Below are 25,158 nucleotides of genomic sequence, written 5' to 3' on the forward strand. Positions count from 1 at the left end.
CATGGAACTTGCCGGAATAATCGGGCCAGGAGCCCTGCCGCGGAAATTGAAGCACGGCGAGACACTGTCAGCACAGCCGAAGCTCTGCAACCTTCAAGTTCGACGATCTCCGTTTCCGACTACCCGAGCGAGCCGATGATCTCCCGATAGGCGGCTTCCGGGAATGCCTTCAGTGTCTGGGTGCGGACATTGCCGCCCATCGCCAGCGAGAGGCCAAACCGCGCCATGACGGCATCGTCAGGCGCTTCGCAGACAGCCACCATGTCGTGGCCGCCCATCGTCAGAAAGAACTGGCTGAACGAGCCGCCCATGTCGCCGAGCAGTTTCTTCGCCGCATCCAGCCGTTTTGATGAGTCGCGAACGTTGCGCACACCTTGGTCCGTCCAGTTGATCAGCACAATGTAAGTGGTCACTTCGCACCTCCCATCGGAGGATTCGCCCGACACGGGCATGCGTCGGTCCTCGCTCGCGCATCGCGATCGATTTCTTCCCCCGTCGCCGGACTATAATCTTGTCACCACCGAGCGACAAGAAAGCCACCGGGATCATTGGTATTAGGCGTGTCGCCCAAAAGTGTGCGGCAGTGGCGCAAAGATCGAAAGCAAAAGCCGGACATGAAGCCCGGCTTTCGCAATCCTAGAGTTCTTGTTGCCCCTTAGCTGTCGAGGAACGAGCGCAGCTTTCTGGAGCGGCTCGGATGTTTCAGCTTGCGCAGCGCCTTTGCCTCGATCTGGCGGATACGTTCGCGGGTGACCGAGAACTGCTGGCCGACTTCTTCGAGCGTATGGTCGGTGTTCATGCCGATGCCGAAGCGCATGCGGAGCACACGTTCCTCGCGCGGCGTCAGCGAGGCGAGAACACGGGTCGTCGTTTCGCGCAGGTTCGCCTGGATGGCGGCGTCGATCGGCAGCAGCGCGTTCTTGTCCTCGATGAAATCCCCGAGATGCGAATCCTCTTCGTCGCCGACCGGCGTTTCGAGCGAGATCGGCTCCTTGGCGATCTTCAGGACCTTGCGGACCTTTTCGAGCGGCATGGCGAGCTTTTCCGCCAGTTCTTCCGGCGTCGGCTCGCGGCCGATCTCGTGCAGCATCTGGCGCGAGGTACGAACGATCTTGTTGATCGTCTCGATCATGTGCACCGGAATGCGGATCGTGCGGGCCTGGTCGGCGATCGAACGGGTGATCGCCTGACGGATCCACCAGGTCGCATAGGTCGAGAACTTATAGCCGCGGCGGTATTCGAACTTGTCGACCGCCTTCATCAGGCCGATATTGCCTTCCTGAATGAGGTCGAGGAACTGCAGGCCGCGGTTCGTGTATTTCTTGGCGATGGAGATGACGAGGCGAAGGTTCGCTTCGACCATTTCCTTCTTGGCGATGCGCGCTTCGCGCTCGCCCTTCTGCACCATGTGGACGATGCGGCGGAATTCCGAAATCGAAATGCCGGTCTCGGTCGCCAGATTCTGGATCTCCTGGCGGATGTCGCGGATCGTCGTGTTTTCGCCACGGGCGAATTCCTTCCAGCCGCGGGCGGCCAGATTGCCGATCGACTTCATCCAGTTCGGATCGAGCTCGGCGCCCTGATACTGCTCCAGGAAGCTATCGCGCTTGACACCGTAGGATTCGGCCAGACGCAGCAGGCGGCCCTCGTTGGAAACGAGGCGCTTGTTGATGTCGTAAAGCTGCTCGACCAGGGCGTCGATGCGGTTCTGGTTCAACGACAGAGACTTGACGGCCTTGATGAGCTCATCCTTGAGCTCCTTGTAGCGGCGCTCCTGTGCGGTCGACAGCGTGCCGGAAGCCGACAGGCGCTGCTCGACCTGCTGGTCCTGCAGCTTGCGCAGCTTCTTGTAGGTCTCAGCGATCGTATCCAGCGTCTCCATCACCTGCGGGCGAAGCTCGGCTTCCATCGCCGCCAGCGAAAGGTTGGATTCGTCCTCGTCCTCTTCCTCCTCCTCGGGAGGCAGGCCCTCGCCGCCGACATCGGTGATGTCGTCGTCGCCGGAGCGGGCGCGGCGGGTCTTTTCCTTTTCCTCGGCGGCCTTGCGGTCGGCCTCGATCTTCTCGGGGCTCTGGAACTGCGGCGCGGCCTTGGCTTCAGGACCGGAATAAGTGGTTTCGAGATCGATGATCTCGCGCAGCAGCGTCGTACCTTCGTTGAGTTCATCGCGCCAGATGATGATCGCCTGGAAGGTCAGCGGGCTCTCGCAGAGGCCAGCGATCATCGTTTCGCGGCCGGCCTCGATGCGCTTGGCGATGGCGATTTCGCCCTCGCGGGAAAGAAGCTCCACCGAGCCCATCTCGCGCAGATACATGCGCACCGGGTCATCGGTACGGTCGGTCGGTTCTTTCTTCTTGGCGGTTGCGAGCGCGGTACCGCTCGAAGGCGCGAGTTCGCCGCCTTCGCTCTCCTCGTCGCCGCCGGCATCGTCGTCATCGCCGCCGCCGGAAGCACCGGCTTCCTCGGCTTCTTCATCCTCTATGACGTTGATGCCCATGTCCGACAGCATCGACATCGTGTCTTCGATCTGCTCGGACGTCACTTCTTCGGACGGCAGGACCGCGTTGAGCTCGTCCATCGTCACATAGCCGCGCTTCTTGGCGGCTTTGATCATCTTCTTGACCGCGTCGTCGGAAAGATCGAGAAGAGGGCCGTCGCTTGCGCCGTCGCGTTCGACTTCCGCGTCTTCGTTCTCTTTGACCTTGGTTGCCATTTATATCGTCGCCTTCCTGACGCTATCCAATCTCGCTACGGTGAATGGGCCGTCTCAGGGCCTGACACGTCGCTCGCGCCGCCCTAGAATCACCTTTGCCCACCTAACGGGATGACATTTAAAGCCTGATTAACCACGATCGCCGGCACCGGACAGCAAAGCTTTTTTGCTTTTGGATTTCCGGCCATGGTTGCGCGATCCGCCTTGACCCAGTTCACCGTTTCAACAAGTCGAACGGTGATTCCCACATTTTTTGTTCTCGTCAAGCTTTTCTACAAAAAAAGCTCACGAAAGATCGGAAAAAGCCTTATCCACAGGCTTTGAACCGCGGCAGCGATTGCGAACCCTTATTTAAGATGCGGCGAACAAAAGACAAGGGCAGCATGGATATTGGCCGCCATGCCAGTTGTTCGCGGCATTTTTGCGGTCCTATCGTTGGTCTATTCGCCTTTGTCGGGACAAATATCGGCTACTTTGCCTCGCCGTCATAGGCCGTCACCTTCAGCGCGCCGAGATCGACCGCGGGAATGCAGCGCAGATTGACCGAGGCCATGGCCGCGCCATTCGGGCCTACCCCCTCGCCAAACGGCGCGATGCCGCACTTGGCGCAGAAGTGATGCCGGATGACATGCCTGTTGAAAGTATAGGTCGAGAGATCCTCTTCAGGCGTCTTCAGCACCAGCTTGTCGCGCGGCACGAAGGCGAGAAGCCCGCCTCGCCGGCGGCAGAGCGAACAATTGCAGTCCAGCGCCTCGGTAAATTCGCCTTCGACCTCGAATGCGACCTTGCCGCAGTGGCAGCTTCCTTCATAGAGCATGTCTTTCTCCTCACATCCAATCCATTACGACCTTGCCGGAGTTGCCCGACCGCATCGCCTCGAAGCCGTCGCGGAAATCGTCGATGCCGATGCGATGGGTTATGATCGGCGCAAGGTCAAGGCCGCCCTGGACGAAGGCGATCATCTTGTACCAGGTCTCGAACATCTCGCGGCCATAGATGCCCTTGAGATTGAGCATCTTGAAGATCACCTTGTTCCAGTCGATCTCGAAACCGGCCGGCGCAATGCCGAGAATGGCGATCTTGCCGCCATTGTTCATCTTATCGATCATGTCGCGGAAGGCGGGTGCTGCCCCCGACATCTCGAGCCCGACATCGAAACCCTCCGTCATGCCGATCGTCTTCATCACGTCGGCCAGATTTTCGCGCGACGCGTCGACGACATGGTCGATCCCCAGTTTGCGTGCCAAGTCCAGCCGGTGCGGATTGATATCGGTGATGACGACCTTGCGGGCGCCGGAGCGTTTAGCGACGAGCGCCCCCATGATGCCGATCGGCCCGGCGCCGGTGACGAGCACGTCCTCGCCGACCAGATCGAAGGAGAGTGCGGTGTGCACGGCATTGCCGAACGGATCGAAGATGGCGGCAATCTCATCGGAAATATCCTCCGGGATCGCCACGACATTGCTTTCGGGGATGCAGACGAACTCGCCGAACGAACCCGGCCGGTTGACGCCGACGCCGAGCGTGTTGCGGCAGAGATGCCCCCTGCCCGCCCGGCAGTTGCGGCACTTGCCGCAGACGATATGCCCCTCGCCGGAAACCCGCTCGCCGACATGGTAGCGGGTGACCGCCGAACCGATCTCGGCGATCTCGCCGGAGAATTCATGGCCGACGACCATCGGCACGGGAATAGTCTTCTGCGCCCACTGGTCCCAGTTCCAGATATGGACGTCGGTGCCGCAGATCGCCGATTTCCTCACCCGGATCAGCACGTCGTTCGGCCCGACCTCCGGCACCGGCACATTCTCCATCCAGAGCCCGACTTCTGCTTTCGATTTGACCAGTGCCTTCATCATGTTCGACATCGACTATATCCCGCCCTTGTTCTGGTGCCGGACCTTGCGACTCCCTCTTCTCCCCAGCGGGGAGAAGGTGCCCGTAGGGCGGATGAGGGGGCGGCTCGGCAGGCCATCAAATCCAATATTGCTTCTCGCTCAACGCTCGAAACGTCGCTTCGCTCCGCCCCCTCATCCGACCCTTCGGGCCACCGACCGGGGTCGCGCCACGGGTCTCAACCCGTCCTTCGGACTCCCGATGGGGAGAAGAGGGAGCAAGCCGCGCCGGTCTCACGTCAAGCTAAGAAGCAACGCCTCATTCTCAAATCACACCCAATTCCCGCCCTGCCTCGGCAAAGGCCGCAATCGCCCGCTCGACATCCCGCCTCGAATGCGCCGCCGACATCTGCGTGCGGATGCGGGCCTGGCCTTTCGGCACGACCGGGAAGGAAAAGCCGATGACGTAAATGCCCTTCTTCAGCATCAGCCCCGCCATGTCCTGGGCAAGCTTGGCGTCGCCGAGCATGACCGGGATGATCGGATGGCCTTTGCCGGCGAGCGTGAATCCCAGCTTCGTCATCTCGCCGCGGAAGAGATCGGCATTGTCGGACAGGCGTTGGCGCAAGGCGTCACCATTTTCGATGAGGTCGAACACCTTCAGCGAGGCGGCGGCGATGACCGGCGCCAGCGTATTGGAGAACAGATAGGGCCGCGAGCGCTGCCGCAGCCATTCGACGACCTCCGCCTTTGCCGAGGTATAACCGCCCGAGGCGCCGCCGAGCGCCTTGCCGAGGGTGCCGGTGATGATGTCGATCCGGCCCTCGACGCCGCAATGTTCGGGCGAGCCGCGGCCGTTCCTGCCGACGAAGCCGACCGCATGGCTGTCATCGACCATGACCATGGCGCCGTATTTCTCGGCGAGATCGCAGACGCCGCTGAGATTGGCGATGATGCCATCCATCGAGAAGACGCCGTCGGTGGCGATCAGCTTGAAGCGGCTGCCTTCGGCCTTCTTCAATTCCTCTTCGAGCGCTGCCATATCGTTGTTGGCGTAGCGGAAGCGCTTGGCCTTCGAAAGCCTGACGCCGTCGATAATCGAGGCGTGGTTCAGCGCGTCCGAGATGATCGCGTCTTCCTCCGAGAGCAGCGTTTCGAAAAGTCCGCCATTGGCGTCGAAGCAGGAGGAATAGAGGATCGTATCCTCCATGCCGAGGAAAGAGGAAATGCGCGCTTCGAGCTGCTTGTGCTCCTCCTGCGTGCCGCAGATGAAGCGCACCGAAGCCATGCCGTAACCGTAGCGGTCGAGCGCCTGCTTGCCGGCCTCGGCCAGTTCCTCATTGTCAGCAAGGCCGAGATAATTGTTAGCGCAGAAATTCAGCACGCGCTCGCCGGTCGAAATGGCAATTTCGCCTGCCTGCTTGGAGCTGATCACCCGCTCGGATTTATAGAGGCCGGCATCCTTCAGCGCCGAAATTTCGGCCCTGAGATGGGAGAGAAATGGCGAGGTCATGGGCGGCCCTTCCTGATGTTTTTTATAGCTTCCGGGTTAGCATATCGCCATCGGCTTGTCTTGTTCAGCGCCGGGCCGAGATCGGCAGGCACATCGCCCGATCCTTTCAGCCGTCATGCGCCAGGATGATCTCCAGGAACGCATCGCCATAACGCTCGAGCTTCGCCTGGCCGACGCCCGATATTGCAAGCAGCTCCTTGCGGCTCCTCGGCTTTTCCGTGGCAAAGGCGATCAGCGTCGTATCGGGAAAGACGACATAGGGCGGCACGCCGAGCGATTTGGCGATCGCCATGCGCTCGGCCCGCAACGCCTCGAACAGAGCGCCGTCGGCGCCCGACAGTCCCGACTTGCGCTCGCTGCGTTCCGCCTTCTTCGTGCGCCGTTCGGAGGCCGGGCGGTCCTTGCGGAAGAACACCTGCCGCTCTTGCTTGAAGACGGCGCGCGCCTCCGGCTCCAGCTTCAGCGCGCCATAGGCTTCGTGATCGACACGGATCAGCCCCATGGCAAGCAGCTGGCGGTAGACGGATTGCCAGGTGCGCGATGGAATATCCTTGCCGGCGCCGAAGACCGGCATATCGACATGGCCGAAACGCTCGGTCTTTTCGTTGACGTTGCCGATAAGCACGTCGATGACGTGGCCGGCGCCGAAGCGTTCACCGGTGCGGTAGATCGCGGCCAGCGCCTTGATCGCCGCTTCCGTGCCCTCCCAGGTCTCGACCGGCTTCAGGCAAGTGTCGCAATTGCCGCATTGTCCGGCATGCGCCTCGCCGAAATGCGCAAGGATCGCCTGGCGGCGGCAGGAAGCGGTCTCGCAGATCGCAAGCAATGCATTGAGTTTGGCGCGCTCGACCCGCTTGATCTCCGCAGCAGCATTGCCCTCGTCGATCATCCGGCCGCGCTGGATGACATCGGCCATGCCATAGGCCATCCAGACCTCGGACGGCAGGCCGTCGCGGCCGGCGCGCCCGGTCTCCTGGTAGTAGGCCTCCACCGAACCCGGTAGGTCGAGATGAGCGACATACCGCACATTCGGCTTGTCGATGCCCATGCCGAAGGCGACGGTGGCGACCAAGCAGAGGTTTTCCTCTTTCAGAAAGGCATCCTGATTGGCGTCGCGAACCGCCCTGTCCATGCCGGCATGGTAGGCAAGCGCGCGTACGCCCTGGCCGTTCAGCCATTCGGCCGTATCCTCGACCTTGGCGCGCGACAGGCAATAGACGATGCCGCTGTTTCCCTTGTGGCCGGACAGGAAGCGCAACAGCTGCTGGCGCGGCTGATCGCGCTCGACAATTTCGTAAGCGATGTTCGGCCGGTCAAAGCTGGTGGTGAAGGTCCGGGCAGCGTCGAGCCCCAGCCGCTCGATAATGTCGTCGCGCGTATGCGGATCGGCGGTCGCCGTCAGCGCCACACGCGGCACGCCCGGATATTGCTCGCCAAGCTGGCCGAGCGCGCGATATTCCGGCCGGAAATCATGCCCCCACTGCGAGACGCAATGCGCCTCGTCGATCGCAAACAGCGCGATCTTCTCGTTGGCGATCAGCTCGCGGAAACCATCGGTCAGAATGCGCTCGGGCGTCACGTAGAGAAGATCGAGCCGGCCGGCCGAAAGCGCGCGGCGGACTTCGACGAACTCCTCGCGCGACAGTGACGAATTGAGCGCGGCGGCGCGGATCCCGAGCTGCTTCATCGCCTCCACCTGATCGCGCATCAGCGCAATCAGCGGCGAAACGACAATGCCGACGCCATCGCGGCAGAGCGCCGGGATCTGGAAGCATAACGATTTGCCCGCGCCTGTGGGGAAGAGCACCACCGCATCGCCGCCCGATACCACATGTTCGACCACCTGCTGCTGCTTGCCGCGGAAGGAGGAATAACCATAGACCTGCTTGAGAATATCGAGCGGCGCGCGGCCGGCGGAAAACAGCGCGTCGGAGGCGGAAAAGCCCGGTTCGTTCCGTTCGGTCTGCGGCATCAGTGGTTCGCCGCCCCTTTGACGCGGCCGGAGAGCACGCCGAAGCCGTCGATGATCGCCTCCTGGTTCTCAAGCCGCACACCTTCGAAATGCACTTCCTGCTGGGCCCGCATCAGTTGAACGATCGCCTCGCCGTCGCCGGCTTCGGTCGCCAGCGCAATCTCGCGTTCAAGTTCCATCTTCTGCCGGCGCAGCGCCTTTGCCCGTTTATGGAAGGCGAGCGCCTGGCGATAACCCTCACGCGCATCCTCCATCGCCGCCTCCTCGGTTGCCGTCCAGAGTCTGGCATTGCGCACCTGCTGGTCGAGGTTCTTGATCAGCGGAGCGAAGCCTTCGAATTCCAGCCGTTCGGTCAGATATTCGCGCGTCAGATGCGGGCCGGCGACGGCAGCCGCTGCCCCAAGCACAGCCGACCAGAGCTGCTTCAACTCGCGGCTGTCATAATCGATCGCGGCGATCTCGTCATAATCGTCGATCATCAGCGACGGATGATTGACGATGGTGAGCGCCAGCACACTTTCGCGCAGCGCCGTATTGTCCCTGTGGCCGCGCACCGGGCCTGAGCGGGCGAGCCGGTCGGAAATAAGGCTGGGGCTTTTCGGCCCTGCCTTAACAGCATTGTCGCGGCCAGGCCGGGAATTGCCGCTGAATCCGCGGCGCTCGCCATTGTTGCGGTTCTGAAACTGCGGCTGGAAGAAGACGTTCAGCCGGTCGCGAATATCCTGCTGGTAATGACGGCGCACATTCTCGTCGGCGATGACGGCGACCAGTTGCTTCAGCCGCGCCTCGAGTTCGGCGCGCGCCTCGGGCGTGTCGAACTTGCCGGTATTGACCTCGCGGCTCCACAGCATCTCCGACAGCGGCTTGGCCTGGCTCATCACCTTGTCGAAGGGTGCGCGGCCGTAATCGCGCACGAGATCGTCCGGGTCCTTGCCATCAGGCAAAAGTGCGAAGCGGACGGAACGGCCGGGCTTCAAATGCGGCAGCGCCAGTTCGGCGGCGCGATTGGCAGCGCGAATGCCGGCGCCGTCGCCGTCGAAGCAGAGCACCGGCTGCGGCACCATCTTCCAAAGCAGCTCGAGCTGGTTTTCGGTGAGCGCCGTGCCGAGCGGCGCCACCGCATTCTCGATGCCCGCCTGATAGAGCGCGATCACGTCCATATAGCCTTCGACGGCGATGATGGTGCCGCCGGCATTCTCGTCCTGAGCATCGCCGCGGCCCGGCCCCTGGATAGCGCGGCGCGCGCGGGCGAAATTATAAAGGACATTGCCCTTGTGGAAGAGTTCCGTCTCGTTGGAATTCAGATATTTCGCCGGCGCATCCGATGACATGGCGCGGCCGCCGAAGGCGATCACCTTTTCGCGCGACGAGAGGATCGGGAACATGATGCGGTCGCGGAAGCGATCGTAGGACACCGGCACGTTTTCATGAACAACCAGGCCGCAAGCCTCGATCTGCTCTTTGGTGACGCCCTTGCCGGCGAGGAATTCCTTCAGCGCATTGCGGCTGTCAGGCGCATAGCCGAGACGGAAGGTCTCGATGGTGCGCCCGGTTAGCCCGCGGTCGCGCAGATAGGCGCGCGCCCTCGCCCCATTCGCCGTCTGCAATTGATCCTGGAAAAATTGTGTCGCCATTTCCATGACGTCGATCAGCGAGCCGCGTTCCTTCTCGCGCTTCTCCATCACAGGATCGGCAAGCGGCATCGGAACGCCGGCCATATCGGCGATCTGCTGGACCGCCTCGGGAAAGCTTAGACCCTCAAGCTCGGTGAGGAAGCGGAAGTGGTCACCGGTGACGCCGCAGCCGAAGCAGTGATAGCGGCCCTTCCGGTCCTCGCAGTGGAAGCTCGGGGATTTCTCGCCGTGAAACGGGCAGCAGGCCCAGTAATCGCCGCGCGACACATTGGTCTTGCGCTTATCCCAGCTGACACGGCGCGCAATCACGTTCGAAATCGGAACGCGGTCACGAATATCATCGAGAAAAGTGTTGGAAAAGCGCATTTATACCTCTTGGCCAGCCTCCATATAAGCTGCTTTGCCGCTTCATGCCACGAAACTTGTCACGAAAACCCGCTATTCACAGGCAAGTGCAGCCGTCCTTCGGGGCGTCGGTTATCCAATCAAAAACGCGTTATCGCCCCCTGCGACAGGGTGCGACACTATTGTCTTTCAAGCGTTGAAATTCAACCATGGCAAATGTCTCGGCATGAGTACTGGCCTTTGATGAAGCCAAGGTAAACCGTTTTAAAACAGATGCTTATCACCTGCGTCGATGGCCCAGCCTTATCCTGGCGCCGCCACGCCAGCCTTCGCTTCGAAGCCTCCAAAAACGACGTTTTCGGCAATCATTATTTTTTTGTAATTTGAATAAGCCGCCGCACCGCAATAGGTTCGATCTCAACAAAGCGATCCCCGAGCGAAGCACCATCCCTACCCCCGGCGCCGCTTCGCAAGGGTGCCTTTGCAAATACCCTCCGGCTTGGGCCTCGGCCCTGCGTTTGCCGGCGGAAGCAAAGAGCAAGAAGGCAGGAGCGCCCCCAGCTCCTGCCTTCTTAAATTTTTGGCTTCCCCTGATACAAATTCCCTTTTGAAATTAACCCATTATTGACAAAACCGTTGACAGGCGGGGCTTGCGTGAAAGAAGTATGCGCCGAATTTCCTGGACCTCTTTTACATGGCCTTTACCGCTGAAACTCTTGCAGCAGACGATCGCTTTCTCGCTGCGATCCTGCATTGCGCCGATCAGATGCTCACGATCTATCGTGAGAGCCCGCGCATCGCCTCGATTTTCGCCGCACAGCAACGCTGGCTGATGGCCCATGCCGGCTTTGCGCTTCACTACGGCCAACCCGACGACGGCAAGAGCGGCCTCTATTCCGGCCGCTTCATCGATTTCGCGGTCAGGAACGACATCGCCAGCCGCAATACGGCCGCAGCCTTCATGCAGGAAATGCTGGCCTATCGTTTCCTTCGGCCGGTTCCCGGCCCCGACAAGCGCACGCGCTATCTGGAGCCCACGGAAACTGCCGAGCAGCATTTCACCCGATGGCTCGTCGCCCATCTGACGATCCTCGACAGCCTCGACGGCGGTGAACGCGCCGGCAAGGTCAGCGCCGACCCCTCGGCGATGATGGCAGCGATCCAGCCGCGCATCGCCAGGTCGATCATCGGGAGCGAAGCGGTGCGCAATCCCGGCCCCACCTTCAACCTCTTCAACTGGGCAAATACCGGCGGCCTGGTGATGGACTACCTGATCTCGCGGCTTCCGGAATTTCCTCGCACGGCCGAACGTGTCGTGGTCGGTCCTCTGTCGCTCAGGGAAATCCGCGAACAGTTCATGATCTCCAACACCCACCTGAAGCGGCTTCTGACGCAAGCCGCAAACATGGAAAGCGTCGGCTGGACAGAACCCTCCCGCAAGGGCGACTTCTGGCTGTCAGGCCGCTTCATTCTCGAATATTGGAATTATCAGGCGGCGAAATTCGCCATCATCGATGCTGCAGCCGAAGCGGTGCTCGGGCCTGCGGTCCCAGACGAACCGCAGGCAAGACGCGTGGTCTGAGATAGGATTAGCTCAGCAGTTCCTTGACGGTCGCTGACGCCTTGGCGAAATCCATCTGGCCGGCATAACGCTCCTTGAGCGCCGCCATCACCTTGCCCATGTCCTTGGCGCCGGCAGCACCGGTCTCGGCGATGATCGCCGAGACATTGGCGCGCACTTCGCTGTCCGAAAGCTGCTTCGGCATGAAATCCTGGATGACGGTGATTTCGGCGCGCTCCTTGGCGGCAAGCTCCGGCCGGGAATTCTCCTCGTAGATCTTTGCCGATTCGTCGCGCTGTTTCACCATCTTGGCCAGAATCTGCAGGATCTCGTCGTCACTCGCCTGCTCCTTGCCGGTGCCGCGATTGGCAATATCCCGATCTTTGACCGCGGCCTGAATCAGCCGGACGGTGGAAAGCCGCTCCGCATTCTTGGCCTTCATCGCCTCTTTCAGCTGGGTGGCGAGTTGATCGCGCAGCATGGTCTTCACTCCTGTTTTGATGCCGCTTCATAAACCACGCTGATGCGGCGGATCAAATAAATTGCGCGGTCGCCGCGATAAAGCGCAGGAAAACGGCGGCAATCTCCGCTACAAAGATTGACGCTACGCGATTGCGTGGCTATTTACCGCCACCTGCACCAAAATTCGTGATCAGGCCTGAAGCGCGCGGCATTGCCGTGTCCACACGCCTGCGAGATCAAATGGCGACGAGCGCGGCAACGCGCGCCGGCCGCCGGAAACGGGATGAAGATGACCGCGACAGCACCCTGGACAATCGAAAAGCCGACCGCCCTGCTCGTTCTTGCCGACGGCACAGTCATCGAAGGCAAGGGCATCGGCGCCACCGGCAAGGTCCAGGCCGAAGTGGTCTTCAACACGGCGCTGACCGGCTACGAGGAGATCCTGACGGACCCCTCCTATCTCGGCCAGATCGTCACCTTCACCTTTCCGCATATCGGCAATATCGGGACGAATGATGAAGACATCGAGGATCTGACGCCTGCCGCCCGCCACGGTGCCGTCGGCGTCATCTTCAAGGCCGACATCACCGACCCTTCGAACTACCGCGCCGCCAAGCATCTCGACCAATGGCTGAAGGCGCGCGGCGTCATTGGTCTCTGCGGCATCGACACGCGCGCGCTGACCGCCTGGATCCGTGAGAACGGCGCCCCGAACGCGGTCATCGCCCACGATCCGAACGGCGTCTTCGATATCGAGGCGCTGAAGGCCGAAGCCAAGGCCTGGAGCGGCCTCGAAGGTCTCGACCTTGCCAAGATCGCCTCGTCGGGCCAGTCCTCGCAATGGACCGAGACGCCGTGGGCCTGGAATGAAGGGTATGGGGAACTCGCCGCAGCGGACGCGAAGTACCACGTCGTCTGCCTCGACTACGGCGTCAAGCGCAACATCCTGCGGCTGTTTGCCGGTCTCGACTGCAAGGTCACCGTCGTGCCGGCCGCAACGAGCGCCGAAGACGTGCTCGCCATGCAGCCGGACGGCATCTTCCTGTCGAACGGCCCGGGCGATCCGGCCGCAACCGGCGAATATGCGGTGCCCGTGATCAAGACCCTTGTTAAGACCGATATCCCGGTCTTCGGCATCTGCCTCGGCCATCAGATGCTGGGGCTCGCCCTCGGCGCCAAGACCGAGAAGATGCATCAGGGCCATCACGGCGCCAACCACCCGGTCAAGGATCATACGACCGGCAAGGTCGAGATCGTCTCGATGAACCACGGCTTCGCGGTCGACTCGAAGTCGCTGCCCGATGGCGTTGAAGAGACTCACATTTCACTTTTCGACGGCACCAATTGCGGCCTGCGCGTCCTCGGCAAGCAGGTCTTCTCCGTCCAGCACCATCCGGAGGCCTCCCCCGGCCCGCAGGACAGCCACTATCTCTTCCGCCGCTTCATCAACATGGTGCGCGAGAAGAAGGGCGAACCGGCACTCGCCGAACGCTGATTTCAAGAACTGCCGATTTCGCAAAGGCCCGCCACTAACGTGGTGTGGAATCTCTTGAATCTTGAAGACAGCAATGAGAGGAAGGACCGCTATCTGCCGAAGCGGTCTTTTTTCGTTATAGAAGAATAAGGCTGCTTTGCGCCTTCATATCGACCACAGAGGCGATCTTTGCCTTCGCCCGGGAGCAGAGCAGACATTGGTGACCATCTAAAGTTCATAGTCGCGCCACATGCGGCCATTCCCTCAAGGTCTGTGTGCCTCACGCCCGGCTCGCCCGAACGCTCAACCACCGATCATGAGGCCTTCCGACGCACCGACGTACCTCGCTGACGATCCAGCCGGCGTCGGTGAGTTCGGACCGCAGGGCAGGTTCGCGCCAGTACGTCTCGACGTAGTGCCGCGGCGCTGCAGCACCGCCGTGTGTGGACACATCCTCGCCGTCGCCCTCTCTAACCGAGGCGTGCAGTCGGCCACCGGTCCGGGTCGCCTCGGCAAGCCGTCCAAGCACCGTACCGAAATCATCGCGCGCGACGTGAATCAGGCAGGCACAGGCCCAGATCCCGTCGTACGCTGTGCCAGGACGCTGCGGGTCGGCCAAGTCTTCGGTCAGCGGGTCCAACAGGTCGGCCGCGAAGCCACTCTCGCGAAGCAGTTCGACGAAACCTTTCGAAATGTCGGTGCGCCGGACGCTAATCCCCCGCTTCTCAAGCTCAAGTGCATCTCGCCCGCCACCGCTTCCGATCTCCAGCACCCTGCCCGAGCCACCCAGCCCGGTCACGAACACATCGATCTCGGTCGCGACCCATTCGGGCATCGCCGCGGCCTCGGCAGCGTACTCCGCCGCGACTGTATCATAGGACCGCACGGTCTCCCGGTCGGTGCTCATCCTAGTGTTCCTCCTTCAAGAGAAGAGGCTCGATGAGCGAGAGGCCCATCAGCCCGTTGCGCCTTTCACACTTCGGCAGTTGGTGACATCGCGGGCGATTTGCTTCCAAGCTTAACAGAAATGCGATCAGAGGCACCACCGATCGATTGCCGATGCTGCCGGGCGGCAATGCGCGGTGTGGGGTCAAAGAGCCGCTGGTGAGTTACTCAAAGCCATCACACCGCCCGCTGCGCGCCCTCCATTGCGGCCGCCAAGTAGATCGAACTTTGGTCCTGGAAGTGCCGCCCTGCAGCGCTAGCAATGCCAGTCTTGAGCCGTTGCCAAGACGGCGAGTCATGCAACTTTCTCCTCTTGGTCGCGCAGATGTTCCAAATTCACCATCTGCGAGGTATCATTCGGAGGCACATTGGGCGGGATATTAAATTCGCACGCCTAAGCGAGAATACAGGAGTCGGCCGATGACGCCCATTCGCAGGACGTCCGACATGGGCGCGACCTCTCGCCCGAGAACCACTGGCCTGCGGCAATTCCTCGACCTTGAGCAGCAGCGCGATTGGATAGCGGGCAAGATCGACTTGCCGGACACGGGCGACCGCTTAGAGTCCCTGGAACAGCGCTTCAAATATGTCGCTCGATTTGAGAAACTGCTTAGCCGCCCGCAAGCAGGGGAAGTCCTGGAGATTCTCAAGCTATACGGTCCAAACTGCATTCCGATCCTGCGCAAGACCGAGCGCTACTACTGGTCGGTTTCCTGTCTGCCGTCGACCTCGGACAAGCCGCTCGTACGCGTCAATGCGAGCTGGATGGAGCTTTTTACGCTCTATGCCCAAGACGAAGATATCCGCTCCCGAATCATCGTGCATCTTTCGGATTTCACCACAGATCGTTCAGCCACGCCGAGCCGAGTCGACGAACCCTTTCTCGAGCAAAGCGTCGCGATGCCAGAGCACATCAGCTATTTCTTCCCGCGTGGTGCGGACATTTTCGGCATCAATGTGCGTGGCTCTGTCTCGATCCGCAAATTCCTCACTAACCGCCGCGTGTTGCGTGCCATTCGGACGTTCAACTTGACGCATATGAACCGGGGGCGGAACGCCTACCAGGCGAGCCACTGCTACAGCGTGGCGGATTACATGCAGGCAGATTGAGGGGTTCTTCAGGAAGCGCCATCCTGGCTAACTCCCCGTCGCGTCCCCATTTCGCGAGGTCGAAAAGACAACGGAAGCGTACTTGAACTCTGGAACACGACGGCTTCAGGAAGCGGGCGCCCCGCAATTCCAAGTTAGTGACCGGACGTCTTCGCTTCCATATTGACCTCAACCATACTTGAGGAATTACAAACTCCCGAAGACATCTGATTCAGGGGAAAATGGATGAGCGGAGCTTTCTTTCGTGTCGACAAATTCGTCGTGCCGGCTGCGGCACGCGAGGAATTTCTCGTCAAGGTGATGATGACCCACAAGCTGCTGGAAGCGCAAGAAGGTTTCATCGATCACAGGGTATTGGAGCAGGTCGCCGGTCCCGGCGAATTCAATTTCGTCACCATTGCCGAATGGGAAAATACCGAGGTCGTCGAACGCGCGCGGGCAACCGTCGCGGCCGCCCACAAGGCCGCCAATTTCGATCCGCAGGAGATGTTTGCGCGTCTCGGCATTCGCGCCGATATCGCCAGCTACAAGCCTGTCGCGGCTTAAAATAACGCTGCCGGCTCAGGCGCCTGAAGTCGCGCCCTCCCGGCGAAGGAGAAGATAGAACCGCCAGCAGAGCATGACGGCCGCCGCCGCCAGCCCGACGAGGAAGCCGAACCAGATGCCGATGCCGCCGAAGCCCAGCGGGAAGGCAAAGGCCCAGGCAAGGAAGAAGCCGATCGGCCAATAGGCAATCAACGCCATGATCATCGGCACCCGTGCGTCTTTCAGACCGCGCAGCAATCCGTTGGCGACCACCTGCAGCCCGTCGACCAGCTGGAAAAGCCCGGCGACGACGATCAGTGGCCCGGCATAGGCAAGCACGGCAGGCGCCTCCGGCGAATTGACGTCGAGGAACCAGCTGCCGAGGAATTGCGGCATGGTGGCAAAGAGCACCGAGCCGACCGCCGAAATGGCGCAGGCAAGAATCAGCACCATGATCGAGGCGCGCACCAGCCCGCGGTAATCGCCCTGCCCGTGGGCGACGCCGACGCGCACCGTCGCCGCCTGGCTGAGACCGAGCGGGATCATGAAGGCGATCGAGGCCCATTGCAGGGCGATGCCGTGAGCGGCGAGTTCGATGGTGCCGATATAGCCCATCAGCAGCGAGGCCACCGTGAACAGGCTAACCTCGGCAAGCACGGTGACGCTGATCGGAAAACCGAGCCGGAGAACCTCAAGCAGCGCATGCCAATCAGGCTTCCAGAACCGCACGAAGATCTCGTAGCGCCGTGTCTCCTCCCGCTTCTGGACGAAGGCGAGAATGAACAGAAAGCCGGCCGTCTGCACGACAACAGAAACGATCGCCGCTCCTTCGAGCCCCATTGCCGGAAAGCCGAAATGGCCGAGCACCAGGGCATAGGCGAAGATCGCGTTCAGCACCAGCGTGGCGATGGTGACATTGAGGATGATGCCCGCCTTGCCGATGGCGCTGACGAGGGCCCGCATGACGTTGAAAAGCAGCGCCGGCAGCACGCCGAACTGGCCGATCATGATGTAGCCATGGGCGAGCTTGGCCACCTCCGGCTTCTGTTGCGCGAAGAGAAGGATCTGCTCCGAATTGAAGAAGGCGGGCTGCATGATGACCCAATATGCGATCACCACCCAGAGACCCATGCGCAGCGCCCGGCGCACGGAGACGACGTCACCGCGGCCATAGGCCTGCGCCACCATCGGAATGACGGCGATGGCAAAACCGGAGCCGAAGATCAGGATCGTGAACAAGAACTGAGCCGAAAGCACCATCGCCGCCAGATGCTCGGCGCCGAGGCGGCCGACGATCATCACGTCGGTGGTGTTGATGCCGAGCTGGGCGAGCTGCGCGCCGATCAACGGAATGCCGAGCGCCAGCGTTGCACGGAAATGTGCGCCCCAACGATTATCGGTTGTCGGCGCAAGCCTGCGCGCGTCGATCGGCGTGTCCATGACACCTAGTCCTGTGATTGAAATATGCGCCGCCGCACAATTTGCGGAGAAATATCATCGGGATTTAGAGGAAAGCCCCGCAAAGAACTACCCCAAAACAGGCAGATGATGAAAAATTCATCATCGCATCACCATTTCTGATTGATCAGCCCGCCGCCTCAAGCGCATCCGCCGGCTGACGGACCCGGACCCGCACGAGGAACACGCCGGCGGCCACCAGGATGAACAGGGCGGCGGTCAGGTAGGGCGCGCCGGCAAAGGTTATAGGCGCCTCTGGCCGGGTGAAATAGCTGAACAACTGGGTGAAGATCAGTGGTCCGACGATGGTGGTGATGCTGCTGAGACTGGTGAGCGCACCTTGCAGCTCGCCCTGCGCCGAGGGCGGCACCTTGCCGGCAGCGATACTGCGCAGCGGCGGATCGGCGACGTTTTCCATGACGGTCGCAACGATCACGACATAGACCACCCAGCCCTCCCACGCGAAGGCATAGCCGGTCAGCCCCGCCGCCGAAAAACAGAGGCCGAGAAGCGCTGTCTTCCATTCGCCGAGCAGAGGCACGACACGCGGCAATACCAATCCCATCACCAGCGCGGCGCCGATGCCGTAAATGCCGAGCGACAGGCCGATCTGTCCCTCGCTCCAACCGTAGCGATAGGTCGAGACGAAGGACCAGACCGAGGGATAGACGGCATGCGCGAGGAAAAACAGGAACATGACGAGGCTGACCCAGCCGATGCCCGGATAATGGCGCATCTGCCGCAACGCGCCGAGCGGATTGGCGCGTTTCCACTCGAAGCGGCGGCGATTCCTGGCCTCCAGCGTTTCCGGCAGCAGGAAGCAGGCGGCGATGAAATTGACGAACGAGAGGGCTGCCGCGCCGAGGAACGGCACACGCGGGCCGAATTCGCCGAGGACGCCGCCGATGACGGGGCCGATCGTGAAGCCGACACCAAAGGCGATGCCGATCAGCCCAAAATTCTTCGCCCGGTTCTCCTCGGTGCTGATATCGGCGATATAGGCCGAGCATGTGGCGAAGCTGCCGCCGCTGATGCCGGCAAGCACGCGGCCGACAAACAGCATCCAGAAGCTGGTGGCGATGCCGCAGATGAAATTGTCGATCGCGAATGTCAGCACCGACAGCAGAAGGATCGGCCGGCGGCCGAACCGGTCGGAGAGGTTTCCGAGCAGCGGCGCGAACAGGAATTGCATGCCGGCATAGACGAGCATCAGCCAGCCGCCATCGATCGCCGCATCGCTGACGCCGCCGCCGGTCAGTTGTTCCAGATAGGCGGGCAGCACCGGCATGATGATGGCGATGCCGATAATGTCGAGGAAGAGAATGATGAAGACCAGGAAAAGGCCGCGACGGACGAATTTGGTGTCAAGCATGAGGCATCTCTACAGCGGTTCGTTCTGAAAAGACGATCTCGTCGCCGAGAAACTGACATAGCTCAGAAAACAAAACGAAACAATCCGTGAACATTTCAAAGTTTTTGATAATGCAGAACGGGAAATTTATGAAATCCTTCAACCTTGGGGCGCGGCAACGTGATCATTGGCTCCCTTGCAATCGCATTGACGACGTCCAGATCATTCGGGGAATGATCGTTCATTGTGCGGCCCTGCGCACGGCCCGTTCGAGACCATCCGGATTATCGCGCAGGGGCGAAGGCTGTAAAAACGGCATCCGGCAGCGCCGCTCGTGCGCGCATTAGGGAGAAGACAATGCAGACCTATCGTTTGGGAAAGACCGGACCTAATGTTTCGGCCATCGGCCTCGGCTGCATGGGCATGTCGGGCATGTACGGCCCTGCCGACCGCGCCGAAAGTATCGCGACGATCCATGCCGCACTCGATGCCGGCGTCAATCTGCTCGACACCGGCGATTTCTACGGCATGGGCCATAACGAGATGCTGATTGGCGAGGCGTTGAAGGGACGCAGGCGCGAGGATGCGGTCATCAGCGTCAAATTCGGCGCGCTCCGCGATCCCGCCGGCGGCTGGAGCGGCATCGACGCCCGCCCGGGCGCGGTGAAGAATTTCCTCGCTTACACGCTGCAGCGCCTCGGCGTCGACTATATCGACATCTACCGCCCGGCCCGCCTCGATCCCAACGTGCCGATCGAGGATACGGTCGGCGCCATCGCCGACGTGGTCAAAGCAGGTTATGTCAGGCATATCGGCCTGTCCGAAGTCGGCGCCGACACCATCCGCCGCGCAGCCGCTGTTGCCCCGATCGTCGACCTGCAAATCGAATATTCGCTGATCTCGCGCGGCATCGAAGAGAAGATCCTGCCGACGACGCGCGAACTCGGCATCTCGATCACCGCTTACGGCGTACTCTCGCGCGGCCTGATCAGCGGCCACTGGCAAAAGGGCCAAGCCGCCGCCGGAGACTTCCGCACCCATAGCCCGCGCTTCCAGGCGGGCAACATCGAGCAGAACCTCGCTTTGGTGGAAAAACTGCGTGAGATCGCGGAGGCAAAGAGCGTCTCGGTCGCCCAGATCGCCATCGCCTGGGTCGCCGCCAAGGGCAAGGATATCGTCCCGATCATCGGCGCCCGCCGCCGCGACCGGCTGACCGAGGCGCTCGGCTCACGCGCAGTGGATCTGTCGGCGGAAGATTTCGCCGCGATCGAACGGGCAGTCCCGAAGGATGCGGCTGCCGGCGGGCGTTATCCGGAGCATATGCTGCAGCATATGGATAGTGAGAGGTAGTGAAGTGGGACGAAGGACTAAAACGAGCGTCCTGCCGTGCAGCCCCCTCATCCGCCCTACGGCCACCTTCTCCCCGAGGGGAGAAGAAGGAATGAGATGCTGCGGCAAGTCCTCTTCTCCCCGGCGGGGAGATAGGTGGCCCGAAGGGTCGGATGAGGGGGTGAATGACGAAGGAACCAAGTCCTGAGCGCAAACGAAGGACAGTCCCTTCCCCTCACACCGGCCCCGAGAACGTATCGCAAGCCGACAGTTGCCCGCTGTCGAAGCCGCGCTTGAACCATCTGACGCGCTGGGCCGAAGTGCCGTGGTTGAAACTCTCGGGCACGACGTAGCCCTGGGACCGCTTCTGCAGCGTGTCGTCGCCGATCTGCTGGGCGGCGTTCAGCGCCTCCTCTAGGTCGCCGGACTCCAGCAAGCCCTTCTGCTGGGTATATTTGCCCCAGATGCCGGCGAAGCAATCGGCCTGCAGCTCGACGCGCACCGACATCTTGTTGGCCTCTTCCTCGCTCATGCGCTGGCGGGCCTGGTTGAACTTCGGCAGGATGCCGAGCAGGTTCTGCACGTGATGGCCGACCTCGTGAGCGACGACATAGGCTTCGGCGAAATCGCCGGACGCGCCGAACCGGTTGGAGAGTTCCTGGAAGAAATCCGTGTCGAGATAGAGCTTGTGGTCACCGGGGCAATAGAATGGTCCGGTTGCCGCCGATGCGGAGCCGCAGGCCGATGCCGTCGAGCCCGAAAACAGCACGAGGCGCGGCTCCTCGTAAGTCTGGCCTTGCGCCTGGAAGATGCCCGTCCAGGTATCTTCGGTTTCGGCAAGCACGGTCCGCATGAAGGCGGTCATCTCATCATTGGCGGGCGTCCGCGTGCCTTCCGACTGGCTCTGTTCGTAGCCGGGGCCGCTCGTCATGCCGCCGCCTTCGAGCACCTGCAGCAGATCGACGCCCATCATCTTGAAGATGAAATAGATGACGACGAGGAAGATGATCGTGCCGATGCTCAAGCCGCCGCCGGCGCGGCGAACGCCGCCGCCGGAAGGAAAGTTGAAGCCACCGCCGCGGCCGAAACCGCCGCTGCTCGGGTCGCCGCGGCGATCCTCGACATTATCGGACTGACGCCGGCCTCTCCATTCCATCTTCGTTCTCCCCGGCAATGCCCGTGATTGCACTTAACGAATCTATATATCCGTCGACGGCTGGAATTCCAGCGAGTTCATCGAGGGCTAGTAGTCCTGCCTGACGAAATAGTCTTCCGCGCCGTGTTGGATTCCTGTCGATTCCGCGATTTATGGGGTTCCGTTTGCAAATACATTTGCCTATAAGCCGCTTCTAGCCTGAAAAGACCTTCAATGCGCGACCCGACCCGGTGATCTCCCACCCTGGCCGGCTTTTTGCGCAGCCAGACAATGGATATCGCCCATGCCGAAGCGCCAAGACATCAAATCGATCCTCATCATCGGCGCGGGACCGATCGTCATTGGCCAGGCTTGCGAGTTCGACTATTCCGGCACCCAGGCCTGCAAGGCGCTGAGGGAGGAAGGCTACCGCGTTATCCTCGTCAACTCCAACCCGGCGACGATCATGACCGATCCGGGCCTTGCCGATGCAACTTACGTCGAGCCGATCACCCCCGAGGTCGTCGCCAAGATCATTGCCAAGGAGCGCCCGGATGCGCTGCTGCCGACGATGGGCGGCCAGACGGCTTTGAATACCGCGCTTTCGCTGAAGCGCATGGGCGTGCTCGACCGCTACAATGTCGAGATGATCGGCGCCAAGCCCGCCGCCATCGACATGGCCGAGGACCGGGCGCTGTTTCGCGAGGCGATGGCCCGCATCGGGCTGGAAACGCCGCGCTCGATGCTGGCGAACGCCACCGATATCAAGGATCTCGACCGCAAGACGCATGAGGCCGAACGCAACAAGCTGCGCGAAAGCCTCTCGGGTCCCGATCTCGACAAGGCATTGGACGAACTGGAAAACCAGTGGAACCTCGGCGAGAGCGACCGAAAGCAGCGCTACATGAGCCATGCCATGGCGATTGCCGCCCAGGCGATCGATCATGTCGGCCTGCCCGCCATCATCCGCCCCTCCTTCACGCTCGGCGGCACCGGCGGCGGCATCGCCTACAACCGCTCGGAATTCTTCGAGATCGTCGGCGGCGGCCTCGATGCCTCGCCGACCACCGAAGTGCTGGTCGAGGAATCGGTGCTCGGCTGGAAGGAATATGAAATGGAAGTCGTCCGCGACAAGGCGGACAACTGCATCATCATCTGCTCGATCGAAAACATCGATCCGATGGGCGTGCATACCGGCGATTCGATTACCGTCGCCCCGGCGCTGACGCTGACCGACAAGGAATACCAGATCATGCGCAACGCCTCGATCGCGGTGCTGCGCGAGATCGGCGTCGAGACCGGCGGCTCAAACGTCCAGTTCGCCGTCAATCCGAAGGACGGCCGCCTGGTCGTCATCGAAATGAACCCGCGCGTCTCGCGCTCCTCGGCGCTCGCCTCCAAGGCCACCGGCTTCCCGATCGCCAAGGTCGCCGCCAAGCTCGCCATCGGTTATACGCTCGACGAGCTGGACAACGACATCACCGGCGGCGCAACCCCTGCCTCCTTCGAACCGTCCATCGACTATGTCGTCACCAAGATCCCGCGTTTCGCCTTCGAGAAATTCCCCGGCGCCTCGCCGGTGCTGACGACGGCGATGAAATCGGTCGGTGAAGTCATGGCGATCGGCCGCACCTTCGCCGAATCGCTGCAGAAGGCGCTGCGCGGCCTCGAAACCGGGCTGACCGGCCTCGACGAAATCGAGATCCCCGATTCCGAGGAAGGCGAATCCAGCCACAACGCCATCCGCGCTGCCATCGGCACCCCGACGCCGGATCGCCTGCGCATGGTCGCCCAGGCGCTGCGCATGGGTCTCAGCATCGAAGAGGTGCATGAGGGCTGCAAGATCGACCCCTGGTTCATCGCCGAGCTCAAGAACATCATCGACACGGAAGCCCGCATCCGCGAGCACGGCCTGCCCGAGGATGCCGCGAACCTGCGCATGCTGAAGGCCATGGGCTTTTCCGACGCCCGTCTGGCCACGCTGACCGGCAAGCGCCCGAAGCAGGTCGCCGAACTTCGCAACAGCCTGAACGTCCGCCCGGTCTTCAAGCGCATCGATACCTGTGCCGCCGAATTCGCCTCGCCGACCGCCTATATGTATTCGACCTACGAGACACCTTTCGTCGGCGCCGCCCGCTCCGAAGCTGAGGTTTCCGACCGCAAGAAGGTCGTCATCCTCGGCGGCGGCCCGAACCGCATCGGCCAGGGCATCGAGTTCGATTATTGCTGCTGCCATGCCGCCTTCGCGCTGAAGGATGCGGGTTATGAAGCGATCATGATCAACTGCAACCCAGAAACCGTCTCGACCGACTATGACACGTCCGATCGCCTCTACTTCGAGCCGCTGACGGCCGAGGACGTCATCGAGATCCTGCGGGCCGAGCAGGAAAAGGGCGAAGTCGTCGGCGTCATCGTCCAGTTCGGCGGCCAGACGCCGCTGAAGCTTGCCGAGGCGCTCGAGAAGAACGGCATCCCGATCCTCGGCACCGCACCCGACATGATCGATCTTGCCGAGGACCGCGATCGCTTCCAGAAGCTTCTGATGAAGCTCGACCTCAACCAGCCGAACAACGGCATCGCCTATTCGGTCGAGCAGGCCCGCCTGGTCGCCGCCGAAATCGGCTTCCCTCTGGTCGTGCGTCCCTCCTACGTGCTCGGCGGCCGCGCCATGCAAATCCTGCATTCAGAAGGCCAGCTGCAGACCTACCTGCTGGACACGGTTCCGGAACTGGTGCCCGAAGACATCAAGCAGCGTTATCCCAATGACAAGACCGGCCAGATCAACACCCTGCTCGGCAAGAACCCGCTTCTCTTCGACAGCTATCTCAGCCATGCCATCGAAGTCGATGTCGACTGCCTCTCTGATGGAACCGACGTCTATGTCGCCGGCATCATGGAGCATATCGAGGAAGCCGGCATCCATTCCGGCGACAGTGCCTGTTCGCTGCCGCCACGCTCGCTGCCCGTCGAACTGATCGACGAACTCGAGCGCCAGGCAAAGGCGATGGCCAAGGCGCTCAATGTCGGCGGCCTGATGAACGTCCAGTTCGCCATCAAAGACGGCACCGTCTACGTTCTGGAGGTCAATCCGCGCGCCTCGCGCACCGTGCCCTTCGTCGCCAAGACCATCGGCGCGCCGATCGCCAAGATCGCCGCGCGCGTTATGGCCGGCGAGAAGCTCGATGCGACCTTTGCCGCCTATGGCGAAAAGCCCGATCCGCGCAAGCTCACGCATATCGCCGTCAAGGAAGCAGTCTTCCCCTTCGCCCGCTTCCCCGGCGTCGACACGCTGCTCGGCCCGGAGATGCGCTCGACCGGTGAAGTCATCGGCCTCGACACCGATTTTGCGCTGGCCTTCGCCAAGTCGCAGCTCGGCGCCGGCGTCGAGCTGCCGCGTGACGGCACGGTGTTCGTCTCGGTGCGCGACGAGGACAAGCCACGCGTGCTGCCGGCGATCCGCATCCTCGTCGAACAGGGCTTCAAGGTGCTGGCCACCGGCGGCACCGCCCGCTTCCTCGGTGAAAACGGCATCACCGCCACCAAGATCAACAAGGTGCTCGAAGGCCGCCCGCATATCGAGGATGCCATCCGCAACCGCCAGGTTCAGCTGGTCATCAACACTACGGACGGCAACAAGGCGATCTCGGATTCGAAGTCGCTGCGCCGCGCGACGCTGATGCAGAAGGTGCCCTACTACACAACCATGGCCGGCGCCGAAGCTGCCGCCCAAGCGATCAAGGCGCTGAAGGCTGGCAATCTCGAAGTCCGGCCGCTGCAGAGTTACTTCGCCTGAGATAGA

18 protein-coding genes are annotated in these 25,158 nt (G+C 61.6%); 6 read left to right on the forward strand and 12 right to left on the reverse strand.

Translation table 11 applies throughout. The features are described from left to right. Positions 1-119: 119 nt before the first annotated feature. The 7 genes from OS035_RS30090 to dnaG form a co-directional block, all read right to left on the reverse strand. A complete protein-coding gene (locus OS035_RS30090) occupies positions 120-413 on the reverse strand; it encodes a GYD domain-containing protein (protein WP_097628310.1) in 294 nt (97 codons plus the stop codon). A 242-nt stretch (positions 414-655) separates the two neighbouring features. After that, positions 656-2,713 (reverse strand): RNA polymerase sigma factor RpoD, encoded by a 2,058-nt coding sequence (gene rpoD / locus OS035_RS30095; RefSeq protein WP_097628157.1) that lies wholly within the window; start codon positions 2,711-2,713, stop codon positions 656-658. Between the two features lie 469 nt (positions 2,714-3,182). Further along, positions 3,183-3,530 carry a GFA family protein gene (locus tag OS035_RS30100; protein ID WP_003593175.1) on the reverse strand — a complete coding sequence of 116 codons (348 nt, stop codon included), beginning with the start codon at positions 3,528-3,530 and terminating at the stop codon, positions 3,183-3,185. A 10-nt stretch (positions 3,531-3,540) separates the two neighbouring features. Then, positions 3,541-4,578 carry an L-threonine 3-dehydrogenase gene (tdh, locus tag OS035_RS30105; RefSeq protein WP_097628156.1) on the reverse strand — a complete coding sequence of 346 codons (1,038 nt, stop codon included), beginning with the start codon at positions 4,576-4,578 and terminating at the stop codon, positions 3,541-3,543. A gap of 292 nt (positions 4,579-4,870) precedes the next feature. Further along, complete coding sequence (locus tag OS035_RS30110; protein WP_097628155.1) at positions 4,871-6,058, reverse strand: glycine C-acetyltransferase; 1,188 nt, start codon at positions 6,056-6,058, stop codon at positions 4,871-4,873. Between the two features lie 106 nt (positions 6,059-6,164). After that, entirely contained in the window at positions 6,165-8,030 is a 1,866-nt protein-coding gene (gene recQ / locus OS035_RS30115; protein ID WP_331814636.1) for a DNA helicase RecQ, read from the reverse strand. Continuing rightward, positions 8,030-10,030 carry a DNA primase gene (dnaG, locus tag OS035_RS30120; RefSeq protein ID WP_331814638.1) on the reverse strand — a complete coding sequence of 667 codons (2,001 nt, stop codon included), beginning with the start codon at positions 10,028-10,030 and terminating at the stop codon, positions 8,030-8,032. Before dnaG ends, recQ begins: the two co-directional genes overlap by 1 nt. A 673-nt stretch (positions 10,031-10,703) precedes the next feature. Here dnaG and OS035_RS30125 point away from each other — a divergent pair. After that, positions 10,704-11,591, forward strand: a complete 888-nt coding sequence (locus OS035_RS30125; RefSeq protein ID WP_183777610.1) for a hypothetical protein — start codon at positions 10,704-10,706, stop codon at positions 11,589-11,591. A gap of 7 nt (positions 11,592-11,598) precedes the next feature. Here the strand turns inward: OS035_RS30125 and OS035_RS30130 are convergent, their stop codons facing one another. Beyond that, positions 11,599-12,051: a GatB/YqeY domain-containing protein gene (locus tag OS035_RS30130; RefSeq protein WP_049736298.1), complete on the reverse strand. Its 453-nt coding sequence runs from the start codon at positions 12,049-12,051 to the stop codon at positions 11,599-11,601. Between the two features lie 270 nt (positions 12,052-12,321). Here OS035_RS30130 and carA point away from each other — a divergent pair, with 270 nt between their 5' ends. Further along, positions 12,322-13,527: a glutamine-hydrolyzing carbamoyl-phosphate synthase small subunit gene (gene carA, locus OS035_RS30135; RefSeq protein ID WP_183777660.1), complete on the forward strand. Its 1,206-nt coding sequence runs from the start codon at positions 12,322-12,324 to the stop codon at positions 13,525-13,527. Positions 13,528-13,786: 259 nt separating this feature from the next. On the opposite strand, the gene OS035_RS30140 is transcribed toward carA, so the two are convergent. Continuing rightward, entirely contained in the window at positions 13,787-14,413 is a 627-nt protein-coding gene (locus tag OS035_RS30140; RefSeq protein ID WP_097628151.1) for a class I SAM-dependent methyltransferase, read from the reverse strand. Positions 14,414-14,871: 458 nt separating this feature from the next. Here OS035_RS30140 and OS035_RS30145 point away from each other — a divergent pair, with 458 nt between their 5' ends. Next, complete coding sequence (locus OS035_RS30145) at positions 14,872-15,561, forward strand: hypothetical protein (protein WP_331814643.1); 690 nt, start codon at positions 14,872-14,874, stop codon at positions 15,559-15,561. Positions 15,562-15,786: 225 nt separating this feature from the next. Next, positions 15,787-16,107, forward strand: coding sequence for an antibiotic biosynthesis monooxygenase family protein (locus OS035_RS30150; protein WP_097626798.1), 321 nt, complete (start codon positions 15,787-15,789; stop codon positions 16,105-16,107). Positions 16,108-16,122: 15 nt separating this feature from the next. Here OS035_RS30150 and OS035_RS30155 read toward each other — a convergent pair whose 3' ends face one another. Beyond that, positions 16,123-17,526, reverse strand: coding sequence for an MATE family efflux transporter (locus OS035_RS30155; protein ID WP_097626796.1), 1,404 nt, complete (start codon positions 17,524-17,526; stop codon positions 16,123-16,125). A 145-nt stretch (positions 17,527-17,671) separates the two neighbouring features. Further along, positions 17,672-18,916, reverse strand: coding sequence for a TCR/Tet family MFS transporter (locus OS035_RS30160; RefSeq protein ID WP_183777609.1), 1,245 nt, complete (start codon positions 18,914-18,916; stop codon positions 17,672-17,674). 336 nt (positions 18,917-19,252) lie between these two features. Here OS035_RS30160 and OS035_RS30165 point away from each other — a divergent pair, with 336 nt between their 5' ends. Then, positions 19,253-20,245 (forward strand): aldo/keto reductase, encoded by a 993-nt coding sequence (locus OS035_RS30165; RefSeq protein WP_097626792.1) that lies wholly within the window; start codon positions 19,253-19,255, stop codon positions 20,243-20,245. A gap of 214 nt (positions 20,246-20,459) precedes the next feature. Here the strand turns inward: OS035_RS30165 and ypfJ are convergent, their stop codons facing one another. Then, on the reverse strand, positions 20,460-21,380 hold the full coding sequence (gene ypfJ / locus OS035_RS30170; RefSeq protein WP_097626790.1) for a KPN_02809 family neutral zinc metallopeptidase: 921 nt from the start codon (positions 21,378-21,380) through the stop codon (positions 20,460-20,462). 283 nt (positions 21,381-21,663) lie between these two features. Here ypfJ and carB point away from each other — a divergent pair, with 283 nt between their 5' ends. Then, entirely contained in the window at positions 21,664-25,152 is a 3,489-nt protein-coding gene (gene carB / locus OS035_RS30175; RefSeq protein WP_097626788.1) for a carbamoyl-phosphate synthase large subunit, read from the forward strand. The last annotated feature ends 6 nt before the right edge of the window (positions 25,153-25,158 follow it).

The sequence above is a fragment of the Rhizobium sp. 268 genome (genome assembly GCF_036571585.1).
Taxonomy (GTDB): Bacteria; Pseudomonadota; Alphaproteobacteria; order Rhizobiales; family Rhizobiaceae; genus Rhizobium; species Rhizobium redzepovicii.

What these genes read in the sequence shown, in the direction of transcription:
- OS035_RS30165 (WP_097626792.1), top strand. Translation starts at nt 19,253, where the DNA reads ATGCAGACCTATCGTTTGGGAAAGACCGGACCTAATGTTTCGGCCATC.
- dnaG (WP_331814638.1), bottom strand. Translation starts at nt 10,030, where the DNA reads ATGCGCTTTTCCAACACTTTTCTCGATGATATTCGTGACCGCGTTCCG.
- carB (WP_097626788.1), top strand. Translation starts at nt 21,664, where the DNA reads ATGCCGAAGCGCCAAGACATCAAATCGATCCTCATCATCGGCGCGGGA.
- OS035_RS30140 (WP_097628151.1), bottom strand. Translation starts at nt 14,413, where the DNA reads ATGAGCACCGACCGGGAGACCGTGCGGTCCTATGATACAGTCGCGGCG.
- OS035_RS30110 (WP_097628155.1), bottom strand. Translation starts at nt 6,058, where the DNA reads ATGACCTCGCCATTTCTCTCCCATCTCAGGGCCGAAATTTCGGCGCTG.
- OS035_RS30145 (WP_331814643.1), top strand. Translation starts at nt 14,872, where the DNA reads ATGACGCCCATTCGCAGGACGTCCGACATGGGCGCGACCTCTCGCCCG.
- OS035_RS30100 (WP_003593175.1), bottom strand. Translation starts at nt 3,530, where the DNA reads ATGCTCTATGAAGGAAGCTGCCACTGCGGCAAGGTCGCATTCGAGGTC.
- tdh (WP_097628156.1), bottom strand. Translation starts at nt 4,578, where the DNA reads ATGTCGAACATGATGAAGGCACTGGTCAAATCGAAAGCAGAAGTCGGG.
- OS035_RS30150 (WP_097626798.1), top strand. Translation starts at nt 15,787, where the DNA reads ATGAGCGGAGCTTTCTTTCGTGTCGACAAATTCGTCGTGCCGGCTGCG.
- OS035_RS30160 (WP_183777609.1), bottom strand. Translation starts at nt 18,916, where the DNA reads ATGCTTGACACCAAATTCGTCCGTCGCGGCCTTTTCCTGGTCTTCATC.
- OS035_RS30155 (WP_097626796.1), bottom strand. Translation starts at nt 17,526, where the DNA reads ATGGACACGCCGATCGACGCGCGCAGGCTTGCGCCGACAACCGATAAT.
- OS035_RS30130 (WP_049736298.1), bottom strand. Translation starts at nt 12,051, where the DNA reads ATGCTGCGCGATCAACTCGCCACCCAGCTGAAAGAGGCGATGAAGGCC.
- OS035_RS30125 (WP_183777610.1), top strand. Translation starts at nt 10,704, where the DNA reads ATGGCCTTTACCGCTGAAACTCTTGCAGCAGACGATCGCTTTCTCGCT.
- rpoD (WP_097628157.1), bottom strand. Translation starts at nt 2,713, where the DNA reads ATGGCAACCAAGGTCAAAGAGAACGAAGACGCGGAAGTCGAACGCGAC.
- recQ (WP_331814636.1), bottom strand. Translation starts at nt 8,030, where the DNA reads ATGCCGCAGACCGAACGGAACGAACCGGGCTTTTCCGCCTCCGACGCG.
- ypfJ (WP_097626790.1), bottom strand. Translation starts at nt 21,380, where the DNA reads ATGGAATGGAGAGGCCGGCGTCAGTCCGATAATGTCGAGGATCGCCGC.
- carA (WP_183777660.1), top strand. Translation starts at nt 12,322, where the DNA reads ATGACCGCGACAGCACCCTGGACAATCGAAAAGCCGACCGCCCTGCTC.